The 15,630-nt window shown below is 55.2% G+C and carries 14 protein-coding genes; 8 read left to right on the top strand and 6 right to left on the bottom strand.

Annotated elements, in window-relative coordinates:
* Positions 1-241 precede the first annotated feature (241 nt).
* Positions 242-1,489 carry a tryptophan synthase subunit beta gene (trpB, locus tag ABWV33_RS06965; RefSeq protein ID WP_164617971.1) on the top strand — a complete coding sequence of 416 codons (1,248 nt, stop codon included), beginning with the start codon at positions 242-244 and terminating at the stop codon, positions 1,487-1,489.
* Between the two features lie 108 nt (positions 1,490-1,597).
* On the opposite strand, the gene ABWV33_RS06960 is transcribed toward trpB, so the two are convergent.
* The 5 genes from ABWV33_RS06960 to ABWV33_RS06940 form a co-directional block, all read right to left on the bottom strand.
* On the bottom strand, positions 1,598-1,978 hold the full coding sequence (locus ABWV33_RS06960) for a DUF2237 family protein (protein WP_353329657.1): 381 nt from the start codon (positions 1,976-1,978) through the stop codon (positions 1,598-1,600).
* Positions 1,979-1,988: 10 nt separating this feature from the next.
* Positions 1,989-3,152: a serine hydrolase domain-containing protein gene (locus ABWV33_RS06955; protein WP_353329655.1), complete on the bottom strand. Its 1,164-nt coding sequence runs from the start codon at positions 3,150-3,152 to the stop codon at positions 1,989-1,991.
* Positions 3,153-3,229: 77 nt separating this feature from the next.
* A complete protein-coding gene (gene pth, locus ABWV33_RS06950) occupies positions 3,230-3,916 on the bottom strand; it encodes an aminoacyl-tRNA hydrolase (RefSeq protein WP_353329653.1) in 687 nt (228 codons plus the stop codon).
* Positions 3,917-4,022: 106 nt separating this feature from the next.
* On the bottom strand, positions 4,023-5,939 hold the full coding sequence (locus ABWV33_RS06945; protein WP_353329651.1) for a DUF3604 domain-containing protein: 1,917 nt from the start codon (positions 5,937-5,939) through the stop codon (positions 4,023-4,025).
* Between the two features lie 179 nt (positions 5,940-6,118).
* A complete protein-coding gene (locus tag ABWV33_RS06940; protein ID WP_353329649.1) occupies positions 6,119-6,754 on the bottom strand; it encodes a 50S ribosomal protein L25/general stress protein Ctc in 636 nt (211 codons plus the stop codon).
* 293 nt (positions 6,755-7,047) lie between these two features.
* On the opposite strand from ABWV33_RS06940, the gene ABWV33_RS06935 reads away from it, so the two are divergent.
* The 7 genes from ABWV33_RS06935 (at position 7,048) to ABWV33_RS06905 (ending at position 14,476) form a co-directional block, all read left to right on the top strand.
* Complete coding sequence (locus ABWV33_RS06935) at positions 7,048-8,061, top strand: GlxA family transcriptional regulator (RefSeq protein ID WP_353329647.1); 1,014 nt, start codon at positions 7,048-7,050, stop codon at positions 8,059-8,061.
* A gap of 141 nt (positions 8,062-8,202) precedes the next feature.
* On the top strand, positions 8,203-9,342 hold the full coding sequence (locus ABWV33_RS06930; RefSeq protein ID WP_353329645.1) for an aromatic ring-hydroxylating oxygenase subunit alpha: 1,140 nt from the start codon (positions 8,203-8,205) through the stop codon (positions 9,340-9,342).
* 102 nt (positions 9,343-9,444) lie between these two features.
* Entirely contained in the window at positions 9,445-10,986 is a 1,542-nt protein-coding gene (gene betC / locus ABWV33_RS06925) for a choline-sulfatase (RefSeq protein ID WP_353329643.1), read from the top strand.
* Positions 10,983-11,777: an SDR family NAD(P)-dependent oxidoreductase gene (locus ABWV33_RS06920; protein ID WP_113825103.1), complete on the top strand. Its 795-nt coding sequence runs from the start codon at positions 10,983-10,985 to the stop codon at positions 11,775-11,777. Before betC ends, ABWV33_RS06920 begins: the two co-directional genes overlap by 4 nt.
* A gap of 15 nt (positions 11,778-11,792) precedes the next feature.
* Positions 11,793-12,728 (top strand): 3,5-dioxohexanoate:acetyl-CoA acetone transferase, encoded by a 936-nt coding sequence (kce, locus tag ABWV33_RS06915; RefSeq protein ID WP_353329641.1) that lies wholly within the window; start codon positions 11,793-11,795, stop codon positions 12,726-12,728.
* 69 nt (positions 12,729-12,797) lie between these two features.
* Positions 12,798-13,547, top strand: coding sequence for an SDR family NAD(P)-dependent oxidoreductase (locus ABWV33_RS06910; protein WP_353329639.1), 750 nt, complete (start codon positions 12,798-12,800; stop codon positions 13,545-13,547).
* A complete protein-coding gene (locus ABWV33_RS06905; protein ID WP_353329637.1) occupies positions 13,547-14,476 on the top strand; it encodes a 3-hydroxyacyl-CoA dehydrogenase NAD-binding domain-containing protein in 930 nt (309 codons plus the stop codon). Before ABWV33_RS06910 ends, ABWV33_RS06905 begins: the two co-directional genes overlap by 1 nt.
* 11 nt (positions 14,477-14,487) lie before the next feature.
* Here the strand turns inward: ABWV33_RS06905 and ABWV33_RS06900 are convergent, their stop codons facing one another.
* Positions 14,488-15,369: a LysR substrate-binding domain-containing protein gene (locus tag ABWV33_RS06900; RefSeq protein ID WP_113825095.1), complete on the bottom strand. Its 882-nt coding sequence runs from the start codon at positions 15,367-15,369 to the stop codon at positions 14,488-14,490.
* Between the last annotated feature and the right edge of the window lie 261 nt (positions 15,370-15,630).

Genomic DNA, 15,630 nt, shown 5'->3' with positions numbered 1-15,630 from the left:
CTTTTTGCTTCGCAGATCGTACATATTGGACCGCTTTTTGTAGATCTCGCTTGCTATGTGGAAATCCGCGCAGTGTTTCCGTTAAATGCCGTGTGCAAATAGCTGCTAAATGTTTCTCAATCGAAATGGCTTTGCGCCGCGCTATGTACGATGCAAAGGCAATTTGAGGTGTGATGCGTTTAGGCATAGCAAATTTCGCAATCACCTCCTATGAACATCTGGCACGACGACGGAGACTGTTATGGACCACGATCTTTTCAATTCCTTCATGTCCGGCCCTGACGAAAGTGGTCGATTTGGTAAGTTTGGCGGACGGTTTGTCAGCGAAACTCTGATGCCTCTCATCCTGTCATTGGAAGAGGAATACGAGAAGGCCAAGACCGATCCGACGTTTTGGGCGGAAATGGATGATCTGTGGACCAATTATGTTGGTCGCCCATCCCCGCTGTATTTTGCAGAACGCCTGACCGAGCATTTGGGTGGAGCCAAAATCTACCTCAAGCGGGATGAGCTGAACCACACCGGCGCGCACAAAATCAACAACGTTTTGGGGCAGATCATTCTGGCCCGCCGCATGGGCAAGACCCGGATCATTGCTGAAACCGGGGCAGGGCAGCACGGTGTTGCAACCGCAACTGTCTGCGCCAAGTTTGGTTTGAAATGCGTGGTTTACATGGGGGCACACGACGTTCAACGTCAGTCCCCCAACGTGTTCCGTATGCGTTTGCTGGGGGCCGAGGTCATTCCGGTGACATCGGGAAGGGGCACGCTCAAGGATGCGATGAACGATGCGCTGCGCGATTGGGTGACCAACGTGCGCGACACCTTCTATTGCATCGGCACTGTTGCAGGTCCGCACCCTTACCCGGCGATGGTGCGCGATTTCCAATCCATCATCGGCAAAGAAGCCAAAGAGCAGATGCAGGCCGCCGAAGGCCGTCTGCCCGATACTCTGATCGCTGCCATCGGTGGTGGATCAAATGCGATGGGGCTGTTCTTTCCATTCCTCGATGACAAAGAGGTTAATATCATTGGGGTCGAGGCCGGTGGCCGTGGCGTGAATGAAAAAATGGAACATTGTGCATCCCTGACGGGCGGTCGTCCGGGCGTGTTGCACGGCAACCGGACTTACCTGTTGCAAGACGATGATGGTCAGATTTTGGAAGGCTATTCCATTTCAGCGGGTCTGGATTACCCTGGAATTGGCCCTGAACATTCTTGGCTGCACGATGTTGGTCGCGCGCAGTATGTGTCGATCACGGACAAGGAAGCTCTGGAAGCCTTCCAGCTATGTTGTTCAACCGAAGGGATTATCCCGGCGCTCGAGCCCAGTCATGCCTTGGCGCATGTGATGAAAATCGCACCAGAGCTGCCCGCGGATCACCTGATTTGTATGAACATGTGCGGGCGGGGAGACAAAGATATCTTTACCGTGGCCAAGCACCTTGGGTTTGATATGTCAGATACCGAAGGGCGTGCGGCAGATTAAGCCGACCAGAGCACCCAAAGAACAAGAAAAAGACCAGCCCAAGATATTGGGCTGGTCTTTTTTGTCTAAGCGTACCCGATGGTCAGGCCACCGCCAGTAGGACATCTGTCAATCAGGAGCATCAATCGCATGCTGTTTCAGTATCGGTAAGGGCGCGATTTCTAACGCGCGTTGGTGCGTCGCTTGCAAATCAACCTTTGGCGCACACCCCTCATCGTGGGCTTGTAGAAAACGGCTTGCACAAAGACACCATTTATCGCCTGGCTTCAGCCCTGCGAAGCCGAATTCAGGGCGGGGTGTGCTCAGGTCATTTCCGACGTATTTGGAATAGGCTAAGAACTCGGCCGTCATGACAGCGCAAACTGTATGGCTGCCTTGGTCCTGGGCGCAGGTGTTGCAATGGCCATCGCGAAAGAAGCCGGTCAGGGGGGTTGTTGAGCAGGGCGTCAACGGTCCCCCGAGTGCATTGATGCTTGGATCTGGTTTCATACCATACAGCTTACAAGTTTTTTGCGATCAAGCGGAACATTTCGATGTTTGTCTCGCTCACACCTTCGTCCCTGAATTTGCGATCCGCACCGGTTGTGGTGATCAGGACACCGCGCTGCTGATCAAAATAAAGGTATTGCCCGTACACACCACGCCCCAGAAATTCACCTTGGTGGGCGCCAACGGGGATCCACCATTGATATCCATACCCGATCTTTCCGGGCTTGGTCGGGGCGCTTGCATGTGTCGATTCCGCAATCCAGGCCTCGGGCACAATACGCGTGCCACCGTAGGTACCGTTCTGCAAAATCATCTGACCAAACCGGGCAAAGTCACGCGTGGTGAAGTTCAAACCACCCAAGACAAAGGCAACACCCGCACCGTCAGTCACATAGTAGCCGTCCTGTTCCAGCCCCAGTGGTATCAAGATCTTTTCCTCCAACAGCTCTGATACAGATCGACCTGTTGCGCCTCGAACAACCATCCCAACCACATGCGTGTCGATGGACACGTACTGCCAAGTGTCGCCGGGTGTTGCGAAACTCTCGGTGATAGACGCCGCGAAATCATCCAAGGCACCGCCCAAGGCGACGACACGACCCATGCGGTTGATGTCTGAGTCATAGTCCAGATAATCTTCGTCAAAGGTCACACCGCTTGCCATGTTCAACACATTGCGGATTGTGGCGGCCTCATAAGCGCTGCCCTTGAGAAGCGGCGCATATTTGATAACCGGATCATCCAGGGAAGCAATTGCGCCTTCTTCCATCAGAACCCCGAACAGCGCTGAAAGATAGCTCTTGGCGATGGACCAGGATATTCGGCGATCATCGGGACCGGTGCCGAGGAAATATTCTTCATACCGGATCGCGCCGTCTTTCATAACCAACAGGGACGTCACAGACCGGTCCTCGATCCATTGAGCCGTTTCGGCGGGCAATTGGGTCTCTGACCCATAGGGTAATTCAGAGGTTGGCCCGTCGCCACGCGACAACGTTCTGGTCAGAAATGCCGCGTCCATATGGGAAAAATTGTTCACGATCTTCTCCTCCGAGAAGAGCGAATTTACCGCCCATAACCGTTTGATTTCTTCGCGTTTCCAAACACCAACCACTACAGCGGCCAGCACAAGGGCAACAAGAATTCGACCGATCCATTTACCGACTGCGCGCATCACTACTCTCCCTCTTTTGTCGTTATCCTGACAAATGGGTCACCCAATGAGCAATCAAAACGTCGCGGCAAGGTGGACTATTTGAAACGATCCATAAGCTTCTGCATTGAAGAGCGTGTATCCTCAACAGGCGCAGCAGGATCAGGTTCAGAAGTGGCCGCTTTTTTCGCTGTTTTAGCTGAGGTCGAGGAACGCGGCGGAGCCGTGCGCAGGGCCACCGCGTTCATGAACTTTCCGCCATCGCCATCAGCCAGCTGAGGCGCCCCATCTGAGGCCCCCCGCAGCACATTATCCAGCCATTCTTCGTCAGCCTTGGCGAAATCATGCAGCACATAGCTGGCCACCATTTCTTTGCGTCCGGGGTGGCCGATCCCCAGCCGCACCCGATCATACGCGGCGCCGATATGGTCGTGGATGGATCGCAAGCCATTGTGCCCCGCATGCCCACCACCGGCTTTGACACGGACTTTGCCGGGGGCCAGATCCAGTTCATCATGCAGAACGGTAATGTCAGTAGAGTCCAGTTTATAAAATCGCATGGCTTCACCAACGGATTGTCCTGAGCGGTTCATGAAGGTTTCCGGTTTCAGCAACAGAACCTTTTCAGAGCCGAGCCGGCCTTCGCAGATTTTCCCCTGAAATTTGGTCTTCCATGGGCCAAACCCATGGTCACTCGCGATTTGGTCCAAAACCATGAAGCCAATATTGTGACGGTTTCCGGCGTATTTCCCACCTGGATTTCCCAGTCCAACAAAGAGTTTCATGATCTGCTCCGCGCTCTATCAGTCTCTTTGTCTAAATGCACTGAAACGCGACGGGTTTCTAGTGAGGAAGCAGGCCAGTGTTGTCCGACCCCCTTCCTCAAATGCATTAGCCCTTGGGGGTGTACCAGATGGGTGAAGTATAGGCCCGCTCGGTAGTCACCATGGGCACCGTATCGTCCATCGTCACATTGAAACGCTTGGCCTCATAGGCCGTCCAGCGTGGCGTGGGGATTTCGATCACCCTGACATAATAAAACGCGCGAAGCGCCGGATCAAAATCCGGGTCCTGCCAGAAAGAGATCAATTCCGGTGCCCCGATGGTATTGGTCCATGTCGCGTTGGGGATGTCGACGGTGTTGCCAACCAAAGGCAGCTTGCCATCCGCGCCAGGCACCCGGTCATCACTCCACGCGACATCATAGACCTTTTCGCCGCGCGTACCGTCAGCATTCAGCCAGCCCTTGACGATCTGTATGCGGTCCAAATTCCCGCTCATGGGGTCTTTGAGGGCCGCGACGAGAAAGTTGGGGGCGTCGCCAGAGGATTTAGGCAAGTCCGCACCCATGGGTACACCTTTGGCATACCCGATATCCGCGGGCAGGCGATTGTCTGCGTCCGATGGATCAAAGTTCCATCCGCCAAAGAACCGGACCAGCATACGAGACCCGGTCGTGCCGTAGACTTCGCGTCGCTCAAAGGCATCAAAAATTGCTGCGCGGGTGTTTTTGGTCGCCCAAACCCCAGCGTACCCACCTGATGCCTGTTTCCAGCCATAGATCGAAAACTCGGGATTTGGGGCTTCGATGACAAGGTGTTCCCAACGGTTCGGTTCTGGCTCTACGCCGGAATGCTTGCCAAAGAAGTTCTCTTCTTCCACGGCGGCCATGCCGGTATGGGCATCCGTCGATCCGATTTGCCCGACTTTGTAGGGGTTCACTCCCAACTGTTCTTCCAGCAACAACCCGGTTTTGTAGGCTTCCCGAGAATACTCGTATTGCAACATGTCTTGGGTTTTGGCCTGCGTGCCGTTCAGATTCGATGCATCCCACGTGTCAAAATCCGCGAATTCATCATCCGGGCTCAGAAAGGGGTGCGCTTCGCTATCCCCTTTGATCTGGGTCGTTTCGATGACGGGTTCAAATCGTGCCCTAAGGGCTGCATTTTCAGCGCTCAAGGGAGTGCCGTCGAAATTTGAAACCGAGAACAATCGACCGTTTGACAGGTTGCCGTTGTGAGGGATGGCAAGGACATCACCACCAGTGTTCTTTTCGTATTCAGCCAGGTGTGCCCACAAATCTTCGGGGTTTTTGCTATCGAATTGCGAAAAAGGCGTCACGGCATTTGTCATATCGGCCCCGTCCCGGAAAATGACGTTCCGGTGGATGTTGTCTCCCCCTTCCGAGGTCCACTCATAGCCGATCAGTGCGGTGAACGTACCGGGATCGTTATATTGCTCGGCCAGCGCGGTGTAGTGCTGCCAAGCCTTCTTGATTGCTTTGGGGTTATCAATCGGAGGCGTATCCGTCGACAAAGAGGCGACGATCTCCATTGCAGTGTTAAAGACAATATCGTTGTCGCCACTGGTCAGCGCATCATACCAGGATTTCCCCTGCTCCGTAGAGAGGATTTCTTGATCGCCCGCCAACAGCTGGGGCATGAGGCCATACATTTCAGCGTGATCTGAAATCACCAGCCAATCCAACGGTCTGGCCAACTTTGCCTGCAGCCCATGGGTGGTCGTCACCTCTTCGCCGCGTGCGAAACGAAACGCGTCTTCTTGGCTTAGGCGCGTCATGGTACCTGCATCTACCGAAACCTCGGTATGAAGGTGGGTGTCGCCCCATAAAACGCGCGTTGGAAAGGTGCGGCCTGCATAGGGTGAAAAGTGATCGCTGGTGAATCTGATCGCCACATCGTCTTTGGATGGCAACATATCTTGAACTTGCGCAAACGCGAAAATTGGTATGCCGCACATCATGGCGGCACCGGTCAGGGTCGCTGCCAACTTTAATGTTTTGGTCATAATATCTCTCCCGTGGATCGGCACGCAAAGTGCCTGGTGAAACTCTCTCTGAACGTCGATTGGGGATATGATACACAATAAGTTGAATATGTGGGCGATTTTGTATGGGATGCCTATTGGGCACAAAAAAACAGGGCCCGCTGGGGCCCTGTTTTCCAAATTCGTGAAAGAAGAAAAGCTTACGCTTCTGCTTCCTCTACACCATCTTCTGCTTCGTCTTCTTCGTCGTTATCCGAAGAGCGCAGACCCGACGGAGCCGAGATGTTTGCGACAACGAAGTCACGGTCGATGGTCGCCTTGGCGCCAGCAGGCAGATCGATCGCTGAGATGGTGATGGTGTCACCAACGTTCAGACCGGTCAGATCAACAACCAGTTTCTCAGGGATGTCACCGGCGGTTACAACCAGCTCAACCTCAGGACGTACAACAGTCAGAACGCCGCCGCGCTTGATGCCGGGCGCTTCTTCTTCGTTGATGAACTCAACAGGGATGAACAAGCTGACTTTGCTGGTGCGACGTAGGCGCATCAGGTCCAGGTGTGTCGGCAGATCTTTGACAACGTGACGCTGCACGTCGCGGCAGATGACGCGTACATCTTCGTGACCTTCAACCTTGAGGTTGAACAGAGTCGACTTAAAGCGGCCTGCTTTCAGGCGCTTCAGCAGGGCGTTGAACGGGATTTCGATCGCAAGCGGATCTACGTCGCCACCAAATACAACACCAGGAACCATGCCGTTGCGGCGTGATTGACGAGCGGCGCCCTTGCCTGTCCCCGTCCGTTCCAGAGCTACGAGATCAGGAATCTCTCCAGCCATGATAATTCTCCAAAGTTAGGGCAGGGATCCTCCAAGGCTGTATCCCCGCGTGAAGCCGCGCACATAGACCATTTATTGGGTGTTGAAAAGGGGCAATCAACCAGGCCATTGCTCAAGGACAGATCACGTTGATTAATCTCGCATATAAGCCTGCTCAGAAAGCAAAGGGCAAGACTTGATGGGGTCCCTTTGCTTGCTCTTGTTCCGAGGGGCTGTAATCATGGCAGAACCCTATGCGCATTGGTGTTTATATGGAATGCGAAGTGGGACCTCTGGCTCACAGAAATGGACGCATGACGCGCGACACTCAAAAAACAATCCGGCTTTTGCTCTTAGTGACGCCGAATTTCAATATGGCCGCCACGGTGGGTTTCTTAGACCCGTTTCGGGCGGCTAACTATTTGAATGGATGCGCACATTTCCAATGGGAAATTGTCTCGCAATCTGGGGGGCAATGCATGGCGAGCAACGGGCTGAGTCTTGAGACAGTGGCCCTTGCTGATGTTGCGGACAGGGCGACAGACATCGTTGTCCTCTCGGCCAGCTGGACACCAGAGGCCCACAATACAACGCCCCTTCATGCTGCGCTGTGGAAATGGGCGCGGCAAGGCAGCACGATTGGCGCCTTGGATACGGGCGCCTTTATCCTCGCAAAAGCTGGGATGCTTAACGGGCGCAGGGCGACTGTCCATTATGAACACATCGACGCGATGCAGGAACTTTATCCTGAAGTCGAGACAACCGAAGATTTGTTTGTCTTTGATGGCAACCGGATGACCTGTTGCGGCGGCGCAGCGGTTGCAGATTTCGCCCTTCATATCATTCGGGGCACCCACGGAGATGGTTTGGCCAACGCGGCGGCGCGCTATATCCTACACGATCATGTACGGCCGGTGGGCGCGCGTCAGAGTCCGCAGTTGGTTGAGCCGGTAGGACAACGCGCCCCAGATGTTGTTAAGCAAGCCATCGCTTTGATGGAGGCACACCTTGAGGTGCCGCTTGCGATTCCTGCGATTTGTGATGTCATCGGCCTGTCCCAGCGACAACTCAATCGCCAGTTCACCCGATACGTGAACAAGACGCCGGTGCTCTATTATCGTGATATCCGACTGGATCGAGCCCGCGGATTGGTAACCCAGACAGAATTGCCGTTGGCCGAAGTCGCGCTGGCTTCGGGCTTTTCCAGCCATGTGCATTTTAGCCGGGCCTATCGGGATCGTTTTGGATTGTCACCCCGCAGCGATCGAACCGAAGGGCGCGTACCCTTTGAATTCCGGGCTTGGCCCATGCATCGCAAGGCGGAGTAATCTGTGACGAGATTGCAAAAGTGGCGAAAAAAGATAAGAATGCGTCCAGTTAAGCGCAGAAAGCCCAGCTGAAAACCGTAATCCTTTTGGGATGGGACGCTTTGCAGCCTCCGCCACATCTGCCAGAGGACACGAGTCATCATGACTGTATTGCCCAGCTCACAGCAAATTCAGGACATCGCCTCGGGGTATGACGTTGAGGCGGCAAAATCCCTATCGCTCAAGGCGGATGCCTATGTGGACCCGATGTGGCATCAGGCGGACCTGAAGCAGATCATCGCCAAAACATGGCAGTGGGTGTGTCACGTTGAAAAGCTGCGCAAGCCGGGCAGCTATACAACTATCGAAATTGCAGGCGCTCCGATTGCCTTGGTCCGGGATCGCGACGGTGCTTTGCGCGCCTTCTACAACGTCTGCAAACATCGCGCGCACGAGCTGTTGTCAGGCGAGGGGGAAACTTCGCGGATCATGTGCCCCTATCATGCGTGGGTTTATAAGCTAGACGGGCAATTGGTGCGTGCCCCCCACACAGAGACCCTACAGGATTTCGACACCGGTGATATCTGTCTGGACGAGGTTCAGGTCGAAGAGTTCTGCGGCTTTGTCTATGTGAACCTTGACCCACAGGCCGCGCCCTTGTCCGAGATCACAGGCGACCTTGCGACCGAGATCCAGCATTGGGCCCCTGATATCGAGAACCTGACCTTTGCCCATCGGTTGACCTATGATATCAAGTCCAACTGGAAAAACGTCGTCGACAATTTCTTGGAATGCTACCATTGCCCAACGGCCCACAAAGATTTCTGTGATCTGGTGGATATGGATACCTACAAGGTGACCACCCACGGGATCTATTCCAGTCATATGGCCGATGCGGGCAACTCGACCAATAGTGCCTATGACGTGTCAAACGCCACGGTGAAAACCCACGCTGTATGGTGGCTCTGGCCAAACACATGCATCATGCGATATCCGGGGCGGTCGTCGATGATCATTCTCAACATCATCCCGGTTGGACCTGATCGCACGCTGGAAACCTATGATTTCTTTCTCGAAGAAAAGACCGCGAACGAGGCCGAGCTTGATACCATCCGCTACCTCGATGAGGTGCTACAGGTCGAAGACATCAATCTTGTGGAAAGCGTACAGCGCGGCATGAGCACCCCGGCGTTCCAGCAGGGTCGCATTGTAAATGACCCCGAAGGGTCCGGTAAATCCGAACATGCAGTGCATCATTTCCACGGGCTTGTGTTGGAGGCTTACAAACGGGCCGCCGGATGAAAGCCACATGTTTCCCTTGGGCGTTTAGGACCAAGCCGATGACGTATCAGCCACCGCCCTGTGCGGCTAACGTTGTCATTTCGGTCACTTAGGGAGGGAACAATGCCGAAACGCCCGAATATCGTCATCATCATGGCTGATCAGTTGGCCCCGCAGTTTTGTGGGGCCTATGGCCATCCCATCGCCAAGACGCCCCATATGGATGCGCTGGCGGCACGCGGCATGCGCTTTGATGCGGCCTATTGCAATTCACCGTTATGCGCCCCGTCGCGGTTCGCCTTTATGTCTGGTCAGTTGATCAGCCGCATTGCAGCCTATGACAACGCCAGTGAGTTCCGCGCCACGGTTCCCACATTCGCGCACTATCTTCAGGCGCTGGGCTATCGCACATGTCTGTCGGGCAAAATGCATTTCGTCGGTCCGGACCAAAAACACGGTTTTCAGGATCGTGTGACCACAGATATCTACCCCTCTGATTTCGCATGGACCCCAGATTGGGAGGCCCACGACGAGCGGATCGACAAGTGGTATCACAACATGCAGACGGTCAAGGAAAGCGGGGTCGCGGTTGCTACGTTTCAGACCGATTATGACGACGAAGTCGGATTTGCCGCCCGACGCTGGTTGATTGATCGGGGGCGTGACAAAGCACACGGCTCGGACGCGCCATTTGCGATAGTGGCCAGCTTTATTCACCCGCATGATCCCTATGTGGCAAAACCGGAATGGTGGGATCTCTATTCCGAAGACGACATTGACCTGCCCGAATTCACACTCGCGGCTTCAGAACAAGATCCGTTCTCGCGACGTTTGATGGATGGGATCGAAGCCAGCTATGTCCCGCTGAGCAACGAAGAGGTGCGGCGCGCGCGCCACGCATATTTGGCCAACGTCAGTTATTTCGACAGTAAAGTTGGCGAGATGGTGCAAACGCTCAATGATATCGGGGAATTGGACAACACCATCGTGATCGTAACGGCTGACCATGGCGACATGCTGGGCGAACGCGGCTTGTGGTACAAGATGAATTTCTTTGAAAACTCTGCGCGGGTTCCGCTGATCATAGCGGGGCCAGACGTGGTGCCAGGCATCGCCTCAAACGCCTGCTCTCTGGTGGATATCCTGCCGACGCTTGTTGATATTGCCGGGGGTGATGAAACCGTGTTGGGGGAACCCGTGGATGGGCGCAGCCTGATGCCCTTGGCGCGGGGCGAAGCGGACCCCAAGGACGAAGCCATCGGCGAATACTGCGCAGAAATGACCCCCTATCCGGTGTTCATGATCCGGCGTGGGGCACTGAAATACATCCATTGTGACGCTGATCCCCCACAGTTGTATGATCTGGTCGCGGATCCTCAGGAGCGGGTGAATGTCGCATCCGATCCCACCTATGCAGCCGAGGCCAAGGCCTTCGCAACAGAGGTCCACGCGCGGTGGGACAGCCGTCAACTGCGCGAGGATATCATTTCAACCCAAAAATCCCGTCGTGCGCTGCATGCCGCGATGGAATCCGGTGCGGGTGAGGCTTGGGATTACAATCCGCCAAGTGATGCCAGCCAGCAATATGTACGCAACCACATGGATTGGACGGTAGCGGCTGCGCGCTATCGGTTTCCACCCCTGAAAGAAGGTGAGCCAGAATGAAACTAGAGGGAAAAATAGCACTTGTTACAGGTGGGCGGGGCGGCATTGGCCGCGCCATCGTGGCCCGGTTTCTGCGCGAAGGCGCAACTGTGTATGCCGCTGACCTAAGCCCTGAGGGATCGCTTGCCCAACACGACGCTGATGGCAGTCGGTTTGTTGAAATGGATGTGGCGGACGAGGGCGCTGTACAGGCCGCAATGTCCCAGGTGCAGGCCGAATTTGGTAAGCTGGATATATTGGTAAACGCCGCTGGTATCGAAATCGAAAAAACCATCGAAGAGACCTCTCTCGAGGAATGGAACCGCTCCTTTGCAGTGAATTGCACCGGAACATTCCTGACCTCGAAATATGCACTGCCGTTGATGCGGGCCGCGGCTAAATCCGGCACGTCAGCCAGCCTGATCAACTTTGGCAGCTATGATGGCTTCATCGCGGATCCCGGTTTGGCTGCCTATTGCGCAACCAAGGGCGCGGTGCATGCGCTGACGCGCGCGATGGCCTGTGATCATGGCCCCGAAGGCATCCGGGTCAACGCCATTTGTCCGGGTTACATCGACACCCCCATGTTGCAGAGCTTCTTCACTGGCGACGGTTCAGGTGGGGACGGGGGCAATATCGACACTTTGCAGCAGGCAGTGCGCGATGTGCATCCGATGCGCACCTATGGCACGCCCGAAGATATTGCAAACTTGGTCAATTGGCTCGCCTCAGACGAGGCCCGGTATGCCAGTGGTCAATTGTGGGTTCTGGATGGTGGTCTGTCCGCCCAAGTCCAGCAGATGAAACTCTGAGCAGGGAAACGCATCATGGCAGCACAAAAATCAGTCATTATTACATGCGCGCCAACCGGTGGGATTCACACGCCAACCATGTCGGAACATCTGCCAATCACACCCAGCGAAATCGCAACGGCCAGTATAGAGGCGGCCCAGGCAGGAGCTTCGATCATCCACCTGCATGCACGGGACCCTGAAACCGGAAAGCCAGATCCCAACCCGGACCTGTTCATGGAATTTTTGCCGCGCATCAAACAGGCGACCGATGCTGTCATGAATGTCTCTACTGGTGGGGGATTGGGGATGAGCCGCGAAGAGCGGTTGCGCGCAGCCACTGTCGCCAGCCCCGAAATGGCGAGTATGAACATCGGGTCGATGAACTTTGGCATCTTTCCGATGAAAGACAAGTATTCGAACTGGAAACATGACTGGGAACCGCAATTCCTCGACATGACGCGCGATTTCATCTTTCGCAATACGTTTGCAGATATTGAATACACCCTGAAAGAGTTGGGCGAGGGCCACGGCACGCGGTTCGAATTTGAATGCTATGACCTTGGGCATCTCTATAACCTTGCGTGGATCATTGATCAGGGTTGGATCAAGGGGCCGATTTTTGTGCAAATGGTATTTGGCATTCTTGGCGGTGTTGGCGCGGATCTTGATAACCTGATGCACATGCACACCATCGCAAACAAGTTGTTTGGGGATGACTATGAATGGTCGGTTCTTGCCGCTGGCCGCCATCAGATGCCCTTTACCACCCAAAGTGCGTTGTTGGGCGGCAATGTCCGCGTCGGTATGGAAGACAGCCTGTACATAGGGCCGGGGGAAAAAGCCGTTTCCAGCGCGCAACAGGTCACGAAAATCCGCTCGATCATCGAAAGCCTTGGGCTGCAGGTCGCAACTCCGGCCGAGGCCCGGGAACGGCTGGCGCTCAAGGGCGGTGATCAGGTGGCATTCTGAGGGTGCTTTTGAAACTTGATAGAGTCAGCTGCGTTTGCGGCGCAGTCGTTGAATAGAAAAGGGATACGCATGGAAAAGCAGACTGCTATTGTAACCGGTGGAAACCGTGGAATCGGCCGCGCCATTGTGGATCGCTTGCTGGCTGACGGTCATAACGTGGTCACATGCGGACGCGGGGAACGGCCCAAGGATCTATCAGATGCCGCGGTTTGGGTTCAGGCGGATGTGTCGAAAACTGATGACGCCGCAGCGCTGGTCAAGACGGCAAACACCACCTTTGGTCAAATCACCTTACTGGTTAACAACGCGGGGGTTCAGGTCGAAAAAACGGTTGCTGACAGCGATGATGACGATTGGGATCTGGTGATGAATGTTAACTGCAAAGGCGTGTTTAACATGTGCCGGGCTGCTTTGGTGGATATGGCAGAACAGGGCGGCAACATCATCAACATCGGGTCGATCTCGGGTGTGGTCGCGGACCCCTCAATGGCGCTTTATAATGCGTCCAAGGCCTTTGTGCACGGGCTGACCCGCTCAATCGCGGTGGATCATGGACCCAAGGTGCGCTGCAACGCAATCCGACCGGGCTGGATCATGACTGAAATGGCCGAAGACGGGTTTGCTTTGGCAAGGGACCCTGAACAGGCCATGGCCGATGCCTTGGCGCGCCATCCCGTGGGCCGGTTCGGTGAACCCAAAGATATCGCCAATATGGTGGCGTGGCTCGCATCAGATCAATCAACCTATGTGTCGGGCGAATGTTTCACTGTTGATGGCGGCATGACGGCTGCTTCCCCCCTAAATCCCGGACTGTTTTAATGATTGAGTTTTCACATACCGCATCTTTGGGTGGCGGCGTCATCGGGGCCAGTTGGACGGCTTTGTTTCTTGCATCCGGACGGTCGGTTGCGGTGTTCGACCCGGCCCCCACCGCAGAAAAGCAGGTGCGTGATTACGTCGAAATGGCGTGGCCCACGATGACCGATCTGGGGCTGACGGAAAACGGTACGCCCGATGCCCTCACATTTCACAACTCCGCCCCCGAAGCCGTAGATGGCGCTGATTTTATTCAAGAAAGCGTTCCCGAACGATTGGCCATCAAGCATGCGCTGTATGCCGAAATTGAATCGGGGTTGTCCAAAAATGCGGTTCTGGCAAGCTCGGCCTCCGGCTTGACCCTTGGGCAAATGCAGGGCGGATGGGCTGACCCCTCGCGCATGATTTTGGGCCACCCATTCAATCCCCCCCACCTGATCCCCTTGGTCGAAGTGATGGGCAATGACAAGACTGCCGCAGGCGTTGTCGAGGCCGCTGAGCGATTTTACAAAAGCGTGGGCAAAACAACGATCCGAGTGAACAAAGAGGTGCCCGGCCATGTGGCCAATCGTTTGCAGGCCGCCGTCTGGCGTGAAGCGATCAGCCTTGTAACTTCGGGCGTTGCCAGCGTCGAAGACGTGGACAAAGCCATGTGGGCAGGGCCGGGGTTGCGCTGGGCGGCCATGGGGCCGACGATGTTGTTCAACCTTGGGGCGGGGGACGGTGGCCTCGCCGCATTCTGCGATCACTTCAGTGATACGTTCAATGGATGGTGGGATGATCTGGGTCAGGTCCATCTGAATGACGAGGTGGCGCAAACACTCATTCAGGGCGTTCAATCCGAGGCACGCGGTCAAACGCCGGCTGAACTGTCGGCCAAACGTGACGCGCTGATCACCGCGATGCAAAAGGCAACGCAAGGGTTACGATAGGGCTTTGGCCCTCAGGTCTGGGTCATGAGCCATTCGTGAAATTTGATCCGCGGATAGTTCGTGGCCTGTTTCTCTGGCCAAACCAGAAAATACTCGCCCAGCGACACGGCGGGACCTTGTAGGGCAAGACACAGGCGCCCTTGGGCGATCTCATCTTCGGCAAGAAAGGTGGGGAGCAGGGCAATGCCCAAACCGTGCAGCGCCGCCTGTGTCATGGTCGATGACTGATCAAACAACATCCCTTCCAATTTTGACGTCTCAACCCCGTGCAAGCCAAACCATTGTTCCCAGGAATCCGGGTGCGTTTCTAAGTGCAAAAGCGGGTGCTGCAACAGATCCTTGGCGTGGTGCGCGGGGGTGTCGATCAAGGCTGGCGCGCAGACTGGCAGCACGTGCTTGGGCATCAGCGGCAGGTAATTCACATCGAGCCAGTCCCGGCGCCCATAGTGGATCGCTGCTTGGGCCTGGCTGGCCTCAAAGTTGAAGGGCAGGTTGTGCGTTTGCAAGTTCACCGTAATTTCGGGATGCGCACGGACGAAATCCTTGAGCCGGGGCGCGAGCCAGTTCAGCCCAAACGACGGCAAAATCGACAGGTTCAGGGATCCGCCCGTTGGATTGGCGCGCAACTTGACTGACGCGCGTCCCAAACGTTCCAGCAAATACCGTGCTTCTTGGGCGAATTCCGCGCCGGCTGGCGTTAGCTGGAGCCGCATCTGATCCCGCGAGATCAGATCAACACCCATTTGGGCCTCTAGCTGTTTCAATTGGTGGCTGACAGCACTTTGCGTCAATGCAAGGTCATTCGCAGCCGCCGACGCACTGCCAAGGCGATCAACCGCTTCAAGCGCAAGCAGGGATGGGATGGTGGGCAAGAAGCGGCGGGAAACTAACATACAAGTTTTTCTCATATATTCGGGATATTGTTTCAATATCATTCGTCAAAGAACAGTGAAAATATACAGAATAAATTGGAAACAGTCAGCAAGGCATCAATTCATGTTGTGCCTTGTTGCTTTTGATCGGACGACGCATGACAAAGATGGATGCCATAATAGGCGGTGAACTTCCCCACTCCTCAATTCTCCATTCTGCTGGTTTCAGCGACGCTGAGCTGGATTCTGGCCCGCTTGAGGTGCGCACGCCGGTGGATGGGT

The sequence above is a fragment of the Phaeobacter sp. NW0010-22 genome (assembly GCF_040365955.1).
In the GTDB taxonomy this organism is placed as follows: domain Bacteria; phylum Pseudomonadota; class Alphaproteobacteria; order Rhodobacterales; family Rhodobacteraceae; genus OMPR01.
This window is presented reverse-complemented; position numbering and strand designations above follow the sequence as displayed.